Source organism: Streptomyces sp. Y20 (genome assembly GCF_043195475.1).
Lineage (GTDB): Bacteria > Actinomycetota > Actinomycetes > Streptomycetales > Streptomycetaceae > Streptomyces.
In genome coordinates this window covers 383,670-398,087 of the sequence record NZ_JBIDDP010000002.1, presented here as the reverse complement: position 1 = coordinate 398,087, position 14,418 = coordinate 383,670, and the positions used below count along the sequence as shown (strand labels likewise).

The 14,418-nt window shown below is 73.5% G+C and carries 9 protein-coding genes and 1 pseudogene; 5 read left to right on the top strand and 5 right to left on the bottom strand.

Annotated elements, in window-relative coordinates:
- Positions 1–42: 42 nt before the first annotated feature.
- Together ACGFT1_RS06820 and ACGFT1_RS06815 are read right to left on the bottom strand one after the other, a co-directional pair.
- Positions 43–1,383 (bottom strand): radical SAM protein, encoded by a 1,341-nt coding sequence (locus tag ACGFT1_RS06820; protein WP_373907964.1) that lies wholly within the window; start codon positions 1,381–1,383, stop codon positions 43–45.
- Positions 1,384–1,509: 126 nt separating this feature from the next.
- The gene (locus tag ACGFT1_RS06815; RefSeq protein WP_373907963.1) at positions 1,510–2,517 is read right to left on the bottom strand and encodes a hydroxyacid dehydrogenase; all 1,008 of its coding nucleotides are present in this window, start codon (positions 2,515–2,517) and stop codon (positions 1,510–1,512) included.
- A 108-nt stretch (positions 2,518–2,625) separates the two neighbouring features.
- Between ACGFT1_RS06815 and ACGFT1_RS06810 the strand changes: the two genes are divergently transcribed.
- The 4 genes and pseudogenes from ACGFT1_RS06810 (at position 2,626) to ACGFT1_RS06795 (ending at position 8,606) form a co-directional block, all read left to right on the top strand.
- A complete protein-coding gene (locus ACGFT1_RS06810; RefSeq protein WP_373907962.1) occupies positions 2,626–3,954 on the top strand; it encodes an FAD-binding protein in 1,329 nt (442 codons plus the stop codon).
- Between the two features lie 333 nt (positions 3,955–4,287).
- Positions 4,288–7,230 (top strand): glycoside hydrolase family 2 TIM barrel-domain containing protein, encoded by a 2,943-nt coding sequence (locus ACGFT1_RS06805; protein WP_373907961.1) that lies wholly within the window; start codon positions 4,288–4,290, stop codon positions 7,228–7,230.
- Positions 7,231–7,303: 73 nt separating this feature from the next.
- A pseudogene (locus ACGFT1_RS06800) lies at positions 7,304–7,816 on the top strand (TetR/AcrR family transcriptional regulator); the annotation flags it as partial.
- A 64-nt stretch (positions 7,817–7,880) separates the two neighbouring features.
- Entirely contained in the window at positions 7,881–8,606 is a 726-nt protein-coding gene (locus ACGFT1_RS06795; RefSeq protein WP_373907960.1) for an alpha/beta fold hydrolase, read from the top strand.
- On the opposite strand, the gene ACGFT1_RS06790 is transcribed toward ACGFT1_RS06795, so the two are convergent.
- The 3 genes from ACGFT1_RS06790 to ACGFT1_RS06780 all read right to left on the bottom strand — a co-directional run bounded on the left by ACGFT1_RS06790 (position 8,566) and on the right by ACGFT1_RS06780 (position 12,907).
- Positions 8,566–10,287, bottom strand: coding sequence for a DUF2264 domain-containing protein (locus ACGFT1_RS06790; protein WP_373908230.1), 1,722 nt, complete (start codon positions 10,285–10,287; stop codon positions 8,566–8,568). The genes ACGFT1_RS06795 and ACGFT1_RS06790 overlap by 41 nt on opposite strands.
- Before the next feature lie 114 nt (positions 10,288–10,401).
- Positions 10,402–11,811, bottom strand: a complete 1,410-nt coding sequence (locus ACGFT1_RS06785) for an RICIN domain-containing protein (protein ID WP_373907959.1) — start codon at positions 11,809–11,811, stop codon at positions 10,402–10,404.
- 1 nt (position 11,812) lies between these two features.
- Positions 11,813–12,907: a family 43 glycosylhydrolase gene (locus tag ACGFT1_RS06780; protein WP_373907957.1), complete on the bottom strand. Its 1,095-nt coding sequence runs from the start codon at positions 12,905–12,907 to the stop codon at positions 11,813–11,815.
- A 212-nt stretch (positions 12,908–13,119) separates the two neighbouring features.
- On the opposite strand from ACGFT1_RS06780, the gene mmuM reads away from it, so the two are divergent.
- Entirely contained in the window at positions 13,120–14,049 is a 930-nt protein-coding gene (gene mmuM / locus ACGFT1_RS06775) for a homocysteine S-methyltransferase (RefSeq protein WP_373907956.1), read from the top strand.
- Positions 14,050–14,418 lie beyond the last annotated feature (369 nt).

Sequence of the window (14,418 nt, the reverse complement as noted above, 5' to 3'; positions counted from 1 at the left end):
ACCGGCCGCGCCCGCGTGTCGCGGAACCCTCGTCCGGCGGGGTCAGGCCCCGGCCGGCGTCTCCGTCCCCTCCGCCGGTTCCCGCGCGGGCAGGCTGTCCATGAAGGAGCTGACGGAGAACACCGCACGGCCCGGTCCGGGCGGGCCGTAGCCGGGCGGGGAGGACAGGCCGAAGTCGTCCATCGTCTGCCGGTAGGCCTGGAGCAGCCGGATGTGGTACTCCAGCGGCGCGCCCTGCGGGTTGGCCTTGCCCAGCGGGGTGGTGGGCTCCGGGCACCAGGTGGTGAAGCGGGGCGTGATGCCGTGCGACATGAAGAACCGCAGGCCCTCGGTGGTGGAGGCGATCGCCTCGTCGACGGTGGTGAAGCCGAAGGGCTCGGCCATCTCCACCCCGGCCACGAAGTTGGGGATGACGTTGCGGGCGCCGAAGACGTCGGCGGAGTCGAGGATGCGCTTGTGCCACTCGTCGCGGCCGACGTAGCGCTCCTTGCCGGGGCAGTACAGCTCGAACAGCCGGCGGTCCCACACCTCGAAATTGGGGTGGTAGATCTGCACGCCGTGGTCCTTGAACCGCTGCACGTCGTCCTTCGGCAGCGCCTGCGCCACGACCTTGCCGATCCAGCGGCCCGGGAAGCGCTCCTCGATGGCCTTGGCGTAGTGGCCGTAGAAGTCGGCCTCGTCCCGGCCCGCCACCGTCTTGGTGATCGCGCCGCCGGTGAGGGTGTACGCGGTGGAGGCCTTCTGGGTGTCGTACCGGTCGATGATCTCCAGCGCCTCGAGGACCTCCTCGACGTCCTTGACCCCGGTGTACGGCCGGCCGGCGGCCTTGTGCTGGCGCCAGTTGTGGTTGATGTCGCAGTACTGGCACTCCTCCTTGGCGCCGAAGTACTGGCACACCCGGAAGACGGTCAGATAGATCAGATAGCCCCACTGGATGGTCGGGGCGACCTCCATCACGGACTTCCCGTTGGACAGGGTGTGCCGGTAGTACTCGGGCATCGGCGGCACGCCCACGTCGGCGATGCGCCTGCCGTCCAGGTACAGCCCCAGCAGCCCCTCCTCGTCGGAGGCGACCCGGTAGGGGGAGGCGGGATTCACCCGTACGGAGACGACCGTACGCCTCAGGTCGTACGGGCCGCCCGTCAGGATGATCTCCTCCGGGGGCCGGCGCAGCGCGGCCTCGCCCAGCTCGGGCAGGGTGCCGTGGTCGAAGGAGAAGATGAAGTACGACTTCGGCTTGACGTCCCCGTCCTCGTTGTCGCTGAGGGCGGACTCGTCGAAGGCGACACCGCCCCGGAGCAGGTCCTCCTTGAAGACGGCCTCCCGGGGCACGTGCGGGAAGCGCTCCATCAGATCCTCGACCAGCGCGGTACGACTGCCCATTCGTCTGTCTCCTCCCGGCTCAGGCGTACATCCCTCACCGTATGCCCCCGCCTCCGGCTTGCCCGTGCCGGGTCCCCGCCGGACGGGCGCCGCCTTCCGGCCGGGACCGTCCGCGGCCCGCGCCGGTCAGGCCGTGCGCTCCAGCGCCGCTCGGTCGACGGCATGCAGGAGGCCGGCGCCCGACACCAGCCGCTCGGCCTCCTCCACCACCGTGCGGCCGAGGCGGGCCACCTCGTTGCCCTGGGAGCCGGCCAGGTGCGGGGTGACGAAGGCGTTCGGCAGGTCGTACAGCGCGGAGCCGGCGGGCAGCGGTTCGGGATCGGTGACGTCCAGGACGGCACGGAGGCGTCCGGTGCGCAGCTCCCCGACCAGTGCCTCATGGTCGACCAGGGCGCCGCGCGCGGTGTTGATCAGCACCGCCCCCGTGGGCATGAGGGCGAGTTCCCGGGCGCCGATCAGATGACGGGTCTCCGCGGTCCCGGGGGCGTGCAGCGTGACGATGTCGCAGGTGCGCAGCAGCTCGTCCAGGCGCAGCAGCGGTACGCCGAGGCGGCGGGCCTCCGCCGCGTCCACGTAGGGGTCGGCGAGCGCGACCCCGAGATCGTGCGGGCGGAGCAGTTCGATCAGGCGGCGTCCGACCCGGGAGGCACCGACGATCCCGACCCGCCGGCCGTGGTTGCCGATGCCGGGGACGATGCCCTCGTAAGGGAAGGCGCGCCGGGTGCGCAGCCGGTCGCGGAAGCCCAGGACGTCCTTGCCGGCGAGCAGGATCATGGCGAGCGTGTACTCGGCGACGGGCAGGGCGTTGGCGGCGGCGGCCGAGGAGACGAGGATGCCCCGCTGCCAGACCTCGGGGGCGGCGAACCCCTTGACCGAGCCGGCCGCGTGCAGGACGGCGCGCAGTCGCGGTGCGGCGTCCAGGGCGACCGCGTCCAGGCGGGGGCAGCCCCAGCCGGTGACGAGGACCTCGGTGCGGGCCAGGACCCGGCGCACCCGGGGTCCGGTGAGGTCGTGCGCCACCAGGGCGGGATCGATGGCCACGCACGCCCGCAGCCGCGCGAGCAGCTCGGGCGGGAAGAGGTGCGGCAGGTTCTCGGCGGCCATCGCGAACAGCGCCTGGGGACGCTCGGGCACGAATGTGACCTTTCGGCTCGGTGGCACGCGGACAGCAAGCGTTCTCTACGGTAGGTCGCGGCGGACAAGAGGGTCAACGGACACGCGAGTTCCCTGGAGGACACAGAGATGACGGTGGGCGCAGGAGCGGCGGAACCGGTGGGGGCGACGGCGGGCGAGGGGGCGGGGACCGTGTCGCCGGTCCGGCGGGAGGACGCCGGCGTGATCACCAACTGGGCGCGCACCGTGCGGTACGCGGCGCGGGAGGTGCACCGTCCGCGCACCCCGGAGGAGCTCTCGGCGCTGGTGGCGGGCAGTACCCGGGTGCGGGTGCTGGGCAGCGGGCACTCCTTCAACCGGATCGCCGACCCGGGCCCGGACGGCGTCCTGCTGTCCACCGCCGGGCTGGCGCCGGTGACGGAGGTGGACACGGCGGCCCGTACGGTCCGGGTGTCCGGCGGGGTCCGGTACGCCGAACTGGCCCGCGCGATCCACGCGCACGGTCTGGCCCTGCCCAACATGGCGTCCCTGCCGCACATCTCCGTGGCCGGTTCCGTGGCGACCGGCACGCACGGCTCGGGTGTCGCCAACGGGCCGCTGGCGTCGGCGGTCCGGGAGGTGGAGCTGGTCGTCGCGGACGGTACGACGGTGACGATCGGCCGGGACGACCCCCGTTTCGACGGGGCGGTGACCTCGCTCGGCGCGCTGGGTGTCGTCACCGCGCTGACGCTCGCGCTGGAGCCGGCCTACGAGGTGGAGCAGCGGGTGTACACCGAACTGCCGTTGCAAGGACTGGATTTCGCGGCCGTGGCGGCGGCCGGGTACAGCGTGAGCCTGTTCACGGACTGGCGGGAGCCGGGGTTCCGGCAGGTGTGGGTGAAGCGGCGCACGGACGGGCCGGCGGTGGACTTCCCGTGGGCGGCACCCGCGGCGGTACCGCTGCACCCGGTGCCGGGGATGCCCGCGGTCAACTGCACCGGGCAGCTGGGCGTGCCGGGGCCGTGGCACGAGCGGCTGCCGCACTTCCGGGCGGAGTTCACGCCGAGCAGCGGGGAGGAGATCCAGTCGGAGTACCTGCTGCCGCGGTCGGCGGCGCTCGACGCGCTGCGCGCGGTCGACGGCATACGGGGCACGGTCGCCGGTGTCCTCCAGGTCTGCGAGGTGCGTACGGTCGCCGCGGACCGGCAGTGGCTCAGCCCCGCCCACGGCCGGGACTCGGTCGCGCTGCACTTCACCTGGGTGCGCGACGAGGCGGCGGTCCTGCCGGTGGTGCGCCGGCTGGAGGAGGTGCTGGAACCGTTCGATCCGCGTCCGCACTGGGGAAAGGTGTACGAGATGCCGCCGGCCGTGGTCCGCAGGCGGTACGCGCGTCTGCCCGGCTTCCGGGCCCTGGTCCGATCCCTGGACCCCGGCGGCACCTTCACCAACGCCTTCGTACGGGACCTCCTCGACGGCTGACCGGCTCCGCGGGAACCGCCGCTCTCCCCCGCGGCCGCTTCCCCGCGCGGCCCCCGGCGGCCCCTTCCCGGGGCCCTTGTCGGACGTCCGCCCCAGCCCATAGCCTGACGGCCGCGCCGGTGCCGATGGCGCACCGGCCCGGCCGGCACCGGAAGGACAGCCGCGTGAAGCCCACCTCACGTGACCTCCGTACCGCGAACCACGACGAGGAGCCGCGCCGGATCACCGCCGGGGCTCCCGCCTCCCGGCGGCCCCCGTGACAGCGCCCTCCCCGGTACGACGGCGGAAGGACCCACGTGTCCGGACCGCACCAAGGGCTGACCCAGGAGACCGATGTCTTTGCGCACCCGCACCGTCGACCACGTCGAGGACGTCTCACCGGGTTCCGGGGCGCTGCCGCCCCGCGCCTGGTACGCCATCTCGGACGCCAAGTCCCTCTCACTGAACGGGAGCTGGCGCTTCCGGCTGTCGCCGACGGCCGACGCCGAGGACGACTCCTTCGCGGCGCCGGGGTACGACGCCGGTGACTGGGCGGAGATCTCCGTCCCCGGCCACTGGGTGCTCCAGGGCCACGGCGCCCCCGTCTACACCAACCACCGCTACCCGTTCCCGGTGGACCCGCCCCGGGTACCGACCGAGAACCCGACCGGCGACCACCTGCGCGTCTTCGACCTCCCGGCGGACTGGCCGGCACCGTCCGACGGCGGTGCCGTCCTGCGCTTCGACGGGGTGGAGTCCTGCGCCCGGGTCTGGCTGAACGGCACGGACCTCGGCGATTTCAAGGGCTCGCGGCTGCCGCACGAGTTCCCGGTCGGCCCCCTGCTGAGAACCGCGGGGAACGTCCTGGCGGTCCGCGTCCACCAGTGGTCGGCCGGCTCCTACCTGGAGGACCAGGACCAGTGGTGGCTGCCGGGCGTCTTCCGTGACGTCACCCTGCTGCACCGGCCGGCCGGCGGTGTCGTGGACTTCTTCGTGCACGCCTCCTACGACCACACGGCCGGCGCGGGCACCCTGCGTGTCGACTCCGACGTGGCGGGCCGGGTGGCCGTCCCGGAGCTGGGCATCGACATCGCGACGGGCGAGCCGGCGACCGTGCCCGTCGCACCGTGGTCCGCCGAGTCCCCCCGGCTCTACGACGGCGTCCTGGCCACCGGGGGCGAACGGGTGCCGCTGCGCATCGGCTTCCGCACCGTGGAGCTGTCCGACGGCCTGATCGAGGTCAACGGCCGCCCGGTGCTCTTCAAGGGCGTCAACCGGCACGAGTGGCATCCGCAGCGGGGCCGCGCCCTGGACCTGGAGACCATGCGTGAGGACGTGCTGCTGATGAAGCGGCACAACATCAACGCGGTCCGCACCTCCCACTACCCGCCGCATCCGGCCTTCCTCGACCTGTGCGACACGTACGGCCTGTGGGTGATCGACGAATGCGACCTGGAGACGCACGGCTTCACCGAACAGGGCTGGCGGGACAACCCCGTCGACGACGACCGCTGGACCCCGGCGCTGCTCGACCGGGCGGCCCGCATGGTCGAGCGGGACAAGAACCACCCGTCGGTCGTCATCTGGTCGCTCGGCAACGAGGCCGGCACCGGGCGGGGGCTGACGGCGATGGCCGCGTGGATCCGCGCCCGCGACGGCTCCCGCCCGATCCACTACGAGGGTGACCACGACTGCCGTGACACGGACGTGTACTCACGGATGTACGTCGGCCACGCCGAGGTGGAACGGATCGGCCGCGGCCTGGACGGCGGCCCCCGCAAACGCCGCGCGCTTCCCTTCCTGCTCTGCGAGTACGCGCACGCCATGGGCAACGGGCCCGGCGGGCTCGCCGACTACCAGCGGCTGTTCGAGGCCCACGGCCGGCTCCAGGGCGGTTTCGTCTGGGAGTGGATCGACCACGGCATCGCCCACCCCGAGCTGGGCTACGCGTACGGCGGTGACTTCGGCGAGGAGCTGCACGACGGCAACTTCGTCTGCGACGGCCTGCTGTTCCCCGACCGCCGCCCCTCCCCCGGTCTGGCCGAGTACAAGAAGGTGATCGAGCCGGTCGCCATCACCGCGCCACCCCGGCGTGAGCGGAACCGGCGGCCCGGGACGGAGGCGCACGGCACGGCGCGCATCACCAACCGGTACGACGTCACCGACCTGTCGGCGCTGGCGTTCACCTGGGCGTACGAGGTGGAGGGCGCGACGGTGCGGTCCGGCACCCTGACCGTGCCCGCGCTGGCCCCCGAGGAGAGTGCCGAGGTCGAGCTGCCCGCCGTGCCGGCCGGCGCGCCGGCCGGTGAGGCCCACTGGACCGTCCGTGCGGTGCTCGCGTCCGGCACGGCGTGGGCGCCGCCCGGCCACGTCGTCGCGTGGGGCCAGTTCCCGGCCTCGGCGCGCCGGGTGCCGTACGTCGCCGCGACCGCCCGGCCGGCGCACGGGGACGGCCTCGTCACCCTCGGTCCCGGTGTCTTCGACGCCCGTACCGGAGCGCCGCGGACGATCTGCGGGGTGCCCCTGACCGGTCTGCGCCTGGACGTGTGGCGGGCGACCACCGACAACGACGACGGTGCCGCCTGGCAGGGCGACCCGCGCCACGGGCCGCTGTGGCGCGGGCTCGGCCTGCACCGGATGCGGCACCGCCTGGACACGGTCGAGGCCGGCCGGAACGCGCTGACGGTCCGCACCCGGGTGGCGCCGGCCGGCGGGGAGCTGGGCCTTGCGGCGGAGTACCGCTGGACGTCCGACGGAGACCGGCTCCGGCTGACGGTGTCCACGGCCCCCGAGGGCCACTGGACCGTACCGCTGCCCCGTCTCGGCATCCGCTTCGCACTGTCCGGGGCCGACCGTGTGCGCTGGTACGGCGGCGGCCCCGGCGAGGCGTACCCGGACACCAGGACGGCGTCCGCGGCCGGCCGCTGGGAGTCGGCCGTGGACGACATGCAGACCCCGTACGTCCGCCCCCAGGAGAACGGCGCGCGCATCGACGTCCGCTGGGCGGAGCTGGGCGGCCTGCGCGTGGACGGCGACCCCGCGTTCTTCCTCACCGTCCGCCGCTGGACCACCGAGCAGCTGGACGCCGCCACCCACCGCACCGACCTGGTTCCGGGCGGCACGGTCTGGGTCAACCTCGACCACGGCCAGCACGGCATCGGCTCCCAGTCCTGCGGCCCGGGCCCGCTGCCCCGCTACCACCTGCGCGCCGAACCGGCGGAGTTCTCCTTCGTCTTCTCCCCGCGGCCCCTCTGCCCGCAGTCCTTCTCCCCGCATGCCGGCACCCGCCTCGCCTGACCCGTCCCACTCGGGCCCCCGGCTCCCTAGAGGCTCTAGGATAACTCCTAGTAGACCAAGGGGAGGTGGGCGGATGGCCCGGGTGGGACTCACCGCCGAGCGGCTGGTGGCAGCCGCCGCGGAGCTGGCGGACGAGGTCGGCCTCGACCACGTCGGCATCTCCGCGCTGGCCCGGCGTTTCGGCGTCAGGGACGCCAGCCTGTACTCGCACGTCCGCAACCTCCAGGACCTGCGGACACGGCTCGCGCTGCACGCGGGCGGCGAACTGATCGACCGGATCGCGGTGGCCGTCGCGGGCCGCGCGGGCAAGGAGGCGCTGACCGCGTTCGCCGGCGCCTACCGGGCCTACGCCCTGGAGCACCCGGGCCGGTACGCGGCCACCCAGATCCGCATCGACCAGACCCTGGTCGCCGGCTCCCCGGCGCTGCGCCGCACCACCGAGATCACCTACGGCATGCTGCGGGCCTACGGCCTGGACGAGCCGGACCTGACGGACGCCGTACGGCTGTTGCGCAGCACCTTCCACGGCTACTGCGTCCTGGAGGCGGCCGGGGGGTTCGGCGCGGCGCGGCCCGTCGCCCGGTCCTAGGACAAGGCGGTCGACGCCCTGCACCTCACCCTCGTGCACTGGCCCCGGGAACGGACAAGCGATGGCTGACCGCCCGCACCACGACGTCACCGGCCGCGGCCCCGTCCTGCTGCTGATGCCGGGCGGGGCCGGGCACCCGATGGGTCTCGGCCCGCTGACCGAGCGGCTGGCGCGGCGCTTCACCGTGGTGACGTACGACCCGCTCGGTCTTGCCCACGGCCGGCTCGGACTGCCGGTCGCCGAGCAGCGGGTGGCCGACTGGAGCGAAGGGGCGCACCGGGTGCTGGAGGAGGTCCTGCCGCCCGGTGAGCGGGCGTACGCCTTCGGAACCAGCTCGGGCGGCATCGCGGCCCTCGACCTGCTCGCCCGGCACCCGGAACGGCTGGCGCACGTGGTCGCGCACGAACCGCCGTGCGTGAGCCTGCTGCCGGACGGGGCGCGGCGCCGCCAGGAGCTGATCGACGGCCTCGACGGTCCCGGCCGGCCTCCCGCCGAGGGGGAGTCGGCGACGCCGATGGGCGTCTTCCTGGCCCACGTCCTGCGCCCGTTCACCGCCTGGACACCCCGGTTCACGACCGACCGTCTCACCGTGGCCGCGGGAACCGCCTCGCGCGGTCAGCTCCTCCACGACACCGCCCGCCGCGTCGCCGAACACCTCGGCAGCCCCTTCGTGGAGTACCCGGGCGGCCACCTGGGCGCCCTGGACCACCCCGACGCCCACGCCGCCCTGCTCGGCGACACGTTCCTCACCCGCACCGCGCGTCCCGGCCCCACTCCCCCACGCTGACGTCCACTCCGGCGGGGTCCAGCCGTACCCGCAGCCGCGCCGGGGTGCCCGTGGTCCAGTGGACGTCCAGGGTGCCGGTGCCGTCCGCCCGTACGGTGACCAGGTCCGCGAGTGGCGCCGGGGCCGGTTCGGCGGTCAGTCTGGCCAGTGCGGCGAAGAGAGTGGGGCCCTCGCCGGTGGTGCCGGTGAGGGTGGCGGACAGGCCCACGGCGGGCAGGAGCTCGGCTCGCCGGTCGTCGCGGGCCGCCCATCCGGTGAGCCGTACCGGTGTGCCCGGTGCGGCGCCGTCGACCAGGTGGCCGCGGACCTCCACCGCCCCGCGCGCCAGCACGACACTCGTCACGCGGGTTCCCCCGCCGCCCGTGTGCCGTGAGGCCGCCCAGCCGTCACCGACGCCCAGCGGTTCGATACCGGTACGGCTCGGATCCCCGCCGACGATCACGCTGTTGTCGTACGACGGTGCGGGCGCGGTCGCCGTCGAATAGGCCAGCCGGGTGTAGTACGGGTCGTAGCGGACGTCCTCGCTGCCGTGGTTGTGCAGCCGCACCAGGCCGTCCGAACGGGTGCTCTGAAGCAGCCAGTTGGGGGCGGGCAGGGGGCGTACCACGTCCGCGCGGTCGGCCGGACCGGGTTCCTCGCGTGCCGTCCACACCTCGTGTGCGGGTGGCAGCAGCAGGCCGAGGAAGCCCTTGCTCGCCCAGTACGGGGAGGCGGGGCCCGAATAGGCCTGGGCGAGCGACTCGTCGCGGCCGAGCCAGCCGAGCGGCAGCAGGCCCCGCAGGTCGACCGCGCCGCCGTCGAGGAAGTACCGCAGTGCGCCGGAGGCAAGGCGCCGGGTCTCACCCGGGGGCAGGGGGGTGTGGCCGGTCAGGGCGCCGAGCCAGAGCGGGGCCGCCGTCGCGAAGCGGTAGGTCAGGGAGCGGCCCTGGTGCAGCGGGGCGCCGTCGCCACCGAACAGGTGCGCGTAGTCGGCGAGATGGCGTGAGAGCCGTCCGCCGTACAGGGACAGCAGGGTGCGGTCGTCCGCCAGCCAGGCGTGCAGGACCGTGTACAGGTGCAGGGCCCAGCCGTTGTAGTAGTCGAACTTCCGGCCGTCCCCGTCGGTGTACCAGCCCTCGCCGGCGTACCAGCCCTCGATCCGCTCCAGCCCCCGGTGGATCACCCTGCGCGCCGCCTGCTCCCGGTGGCCGGTCTCCGCGAGGAAGCCGGCGACGGTGACCGGGAACAGCTCCCAGTTGCACGGCCAGGGTTGCGCGGTGAGCGCGTCCGCGAGCCAGGTGGCGGTCCGCTGGCGGACCGGGTCGTCCAGGCGGTCCCACAGCAGCGGCCGGGTCAGCCGCAGGGCGAGCGCGACGGACGCGGCCTCGACCAGCGGCTGGCTGCGGTCGGTGATCGCCGGCCAGACCCCTCCGGGTCCGGCCGCGAGTCCCTCGGCGTACCGGCCGAGCACGTTCTCGTCCCGCCGGAAGGCGGCCAGCAGCAGGGTGCGGGCGTACCCTTCGAGGCCGTCCGAGAGCCGTCCGGCGTGGCCCACATGGCCGCCGGGCAACTGGTAGAGGGCGCCGCCGGCGGTGCCGTAGGGCTCGACGGCGGCGAGCAGGGCGTCGGCGACGGCTTCCCAGTGGGCGCGGGTGTAACCGGTGTACGGGCTCGACGCGCGGTCGTCGGCGGGCAGCTTCAGCACGGCGGTGGCCTTCCTTCCCGGCGGGGCCCGGGACGCCCCGGTTCCGGTCGGGGCGCCCTGGGGGGATTCATCCCCTCCGTACCCGGCGGACGGGGGCCCCGATCCGCGTGGTCACGTGCCGCGTGTCCACTGCTGGTTGGTGCTCCCGGTGCACGTGTAGGTGATGACCGCGGCGGAGTCGGCGGTGGACGCGCCGGACACGTCCAGGCATTCGCCGCTCGTCCGGGCACGGACGGTCACGTACGACCCGGAGGCGACGACCGACCACTGCTGGGCGGCGGCGCCGGTGCAGTCCTCCTGCGTGACGTCGCTCGCGTTCTCCTGGAGACACAGGGAGCTGCCGCGGCCCAGCAGGGCGGAGTAGCCGTTGCCGAGGTCCTTGAACCACCACTTCTGGTTGGTGCCGCCGTTGCAGGTGTACTGCCCGACGGCGACGCCCTGCCACAGCGACCGGCTCGGTACGTCCACGCACTTGGAACTGTGCCGGGCGACCAGGGTGCGGTACGCGGCACCGGTGCCCGTGACGGTGCCCGCGGTGGTGTCGACGGTGATCTCCGGATACCAGGACATGCTCATCGAGGTGGCGGCCGGGAAGGCGAGCGGCAGCCACACATACCGGGAGTCGTCGACCGTGCCGCCGAAGGAGTTGCCCCAGCGGTCGCCCAGGTACAGGTACGAGGTGCCCGAAACGCCCTGCACCGTCAGTACGTAGGCGGTCTGGGAGCCGTAGGCGGTGGCGTCCCCGACGTTCGACCACGAGGTCCAGGGGCCGGAGAGGGAGGTGGCGGTGGCGTACTGCTGCTGGTTGGGATTCCAGCCGGTGGCGCCCGAAGTGAGCATGAAGTAGACGCCGTCGCGCCGGAACAGGGCGGGAGCCTCGCGGTGGCCGCCGGGCCAGGGGTTGGCGACCAGGCCGGCGATACCGGTGTAGTCGGCGGTGAGCCGGTAGATGTGCAGGTCGTAGTTCTCGTTGGCGGCGGAGACCATGTACGCGGTGCCGTCGGTGTCCACGTAGGTGGTCAGGTCGCGGGACATGTACTGGCCGAGGGGACGGAAGCTGCCCCGGTAGGTGTAACTGCCGTCGACGGTGCCGGAGACGGCCACCGCGGCGCGCGCCTCGCCGTAGTCGGTGCCGTTCTCCTTGTGCATCCACATGACGAACATGCCGGTGGCCGCGTTGTAGATGACCTTGGGGCGCTCGATGTACGCGGTGCCCAGTTCGGCGGCGGAGGACCGGGTGAGGACGCGGGCGCGGAACTCCCAGTTCGTCAGGTCCGTGGAGCGGTAGGCGTTCACGGACCGGAAGGTGTTGTCGCTGTTCCGGTCCTCGCCGAACCAGTAGTAGAAGGCACCGACCTTGATGACTCCGCCACCATGGGCGTGCACGGGGTCACCCGAAGTGTCCGTGAAACGGGTGCCGTTGCTGATCGTCCGCGGTGCCGCCTGCGCGGCGCCCGCGGTGGCCGGCGCGGCGGCGAGCGCGCAGCACAGGGCCAGCAGGACCGCGTACACGCGTCTCATCTCACGCACTCCCCTTCACGGTGTCGGCGACGGGGACGCCGAAGTCCGGGGTGCCGTCGGGTTTCCAGCCGAACCTCTGGACACGGGTGTGCCGGTTGGGGTCGTCCAGGGGGTCGCCGGTGATCTCCCGGTACTGGCGGGCGTGGTAGACGAGGACATCGCCGCGGCCGTCCTCGGTGACGGTGAAGCAGTTGTGGCCGGGGCCGTACTGCCGCGTGGTGTCGTTGCTGGTGAAGACCGGAGCGGGTGACTTGGCCCAGCTCCGCGCGTCCAGCAGGTCGCTGCCGGCGTCGGCGGTCAGCAGGCCCATGCAGTAGTGCCGGTCGGTGGCGCTGGCCGAATAGGTGAGGAAGACACGACCGTTGCGCTTCAGGACGGACGGTCCCTCGTTGACCCGGTATCCGACGCACTCCCAGTCGTACTCCGGGGTGGAGAGCCGGACCTGGGGGCCGGTCAGTGTCCACGGGTCGGCCATCTTCGAGATCCACAGCGCGGTGTTGTCGTCCATGCCGGGCTCGTGCTGTGCCCACACCAGGTAGCGGCTGCCTCGATGGGTGAAGGTGGTGGCGTCGAGGGAGAAGGTCTCCCAGGCGGTCCTGACCTGACCCCGTTCCACCCAGGTCCCCCTGAAGGGGTCGGGGTGGGCGTTCTCCAGCACCCAGATACGGATGGCCCACACGTCCTCGGCGGGGGCCGAGGCGAAGTAGACGTACCACTTGCCGCCGATCCGGTGCAGCTCGGGCGCCCAGATGTGCGCGCTCATCGGGCCGGTGGTGTGCGCACGCCAGATCACCGACTCGGCGGCCGTGGACAGGCCGTTCAGGGTGCGGGCACGGCGCAGGACGACGCGGTCGTACTCGGGGACGGTGGCCGTGAAGTAGTAACTGCCGTCGGTGTGGCGGGTGATGTGCGGATCGGCGCGCTGGAGGACGAGCGGGTTGGTGTAGCGGGCCGCCCTCGACGGGACGGGGGCCGCCTGGGCGAGGCCCGGAGTGACGGCGAGGGCACCGGCGGCGAGCGCGGCACCCTTGAGCATCAGTCTGCGGCTGGGGACTGCGGGCGGGTGTGCTCCGGGCAGGTCGTGGTCGCGGCTCATGCGGTCTGCCTCTCGCTGGGGCGGAGCTGTTTCGAGCACCGCTCGTTCGGTATTTCGTACGCCATCTGAGATCACGAACGTCGAAAAGGTAGAGGCGGGTCACGGGAGGGTCAATGGGCCCGACGGGAGAAGGGGAAAGCCCTTTCATCGTCGAGGTGCTCACTTCCTGGACACGGGAGCCTCGCGGATCGCGCGTCGATTAGCGTCGTGACATGACCAGCGACCTCTCCCCCGGCCTCGCCGGCGCCCTCGCCGGCGGCGGCACGGTCGTGCTCGACGGCGGCCTGTCCAACCAGCTGGAGTCGGCCGGGCACGATCTGAGCGACGAGCTGTGGTCGGCACGGCTGCTCGCCGAACGGCCGGACGCGGTGACCGAGGCCCACCTCGCCTACTTCCTCGCGGGCGCCGACGTCGCCATCACGGCCAGCTACCAGGCCACGTTCGAGGGCTTCGCCCAGCGCGGCACCGGTCACGAGGAGGCCGCGCGGCTGCTCGCGCTCAGCGTGGAGCTGGCCCGTGCGGCGGCCCGGCGGGCGGCCGGCACGGGCATCCGACGGCCGCTGTGGGTGGCGGCGTCGGTCGGGCCGTACGGGGCGATGCGGGCGGACGGCTCCGAGTACCGGGGCCGCTACGGGCTGAGCGTGGCCGAGCTGGAGCGCTTCCACCGGCCGCGGATCGAGGTGCTCGCCGCCGCCGCGCCCGACGTCCTCGCGCTGGAGACCGTCCCGGACGCCGATGAGGCCGCCGCCCTGCTGCGGGCGGTACGCGGGCTGGGGGTGCCGGCGTGGCTGTCGTACACGGTCGACGGCCGGCGGACACGGGCCGGCCAGCCCCTGGAGGAGGCCTTCGCGCTCGCCGCCGACGCCGAGGAGGTGATCGCGGTGGGAGTCAACTGCTGCGCGCCGCGGGACGTCGGACCCGCGGCGGAGCTCGCGGCCCGCGTCACCGGCAAACCGGTCGTGGTCTACCCCAACAGCGGCGAGGCCTGGGACGCCGGGGCCCGCGCCTGGACAGGCCGTACGACGTTCACTCCCGAGCAGGTCACGGGGTGGCGGGAGGCCGGAGCGCGACTGATCGGCGGGTGCTGCCGGGTGGGCCCGGACACGATCGCGTCGATCGGGCGGGCGCTGGAGACGGCGTGAGGCGGCACACCGAGCGCAACCCGGGCCGGCCGCCCGAGCGCTGCGCGACGTGAGCTCGCCACCGGGACCCTGAGCACGGCCTCGACCGGCCGGCCGAACCCCGGACACGGGGTGGGCTTGCCTCCGGCCGCCCTGGACCTGGGGCGGAGCTTGTCACCGGCCACCCCGGACATGGCGCGGACTCGCCGGCGGCACCCTGGATACGGGATGAGCCCTGTCACCGGCCGTCGCGGACATGGCCCGGACTCGCCGGCCGAACGCCGGGCACGTGGGCTTGTCGCCGGGCGCCCTCGGCACGGCCCGCCCGGACGCCGCCCGTACCCGCCACCCGCTTCGAGGGCGGCGCCGGGCGGGGCGGTGACGCACCCC

Coding starts and splice junctions, on each gene's coding strand:
- ACGFT1_RS06795 (WP_373907960.1), top strand. CDS start 7,881: ATGGCTGACCGCCCGCACCACGACGTCACCGGCCGCGGCCCCGTCCTG.
- ACGFT1_RS06780 (WP_373907957.1), bottom strand. CDS start 12,907: ATGAGCCGCGACCACGACCTGCCCGGAGCACACCCGCCCGCAGTCCCC.
- ACGFT1_RS06805 (WP_373907961.1), top strand. CDS start 4,288: ATGTCTTTGCGCACCCGCACCGTCGACCACGTCGAGGACGTCTCACCG.
- ACGFT1_RS06785 (WP_373907959.1), bottom strand. CDS start 11,811: ATGAGACGCGTGTACGCGGTCCTGCTGGCCCTGTGCTGCGCGCTCGCC.
- mmuM (WP_373907956.1), top strand. CDS start 13,120: ATGACCAGCGACCTCTCCCCCGGCCTCGCCGGCGCCCTCGCCGGCGGC.
- ACGFT1_RS06810 (WP_373907962.1), top strand. CDS start 2,626: ATGACGGTGGGCGCAGGAGCGGCGGAACCGGTGGGGGCGACGGCGGGC.
- ACGFT1_RS06820 (WP_373907964.1), bottom strand. CDS start 1,383: ATGGGCAGTCGTACCGCGCTGGTCGAGGATCTGATGGAGCGCTTCCCG.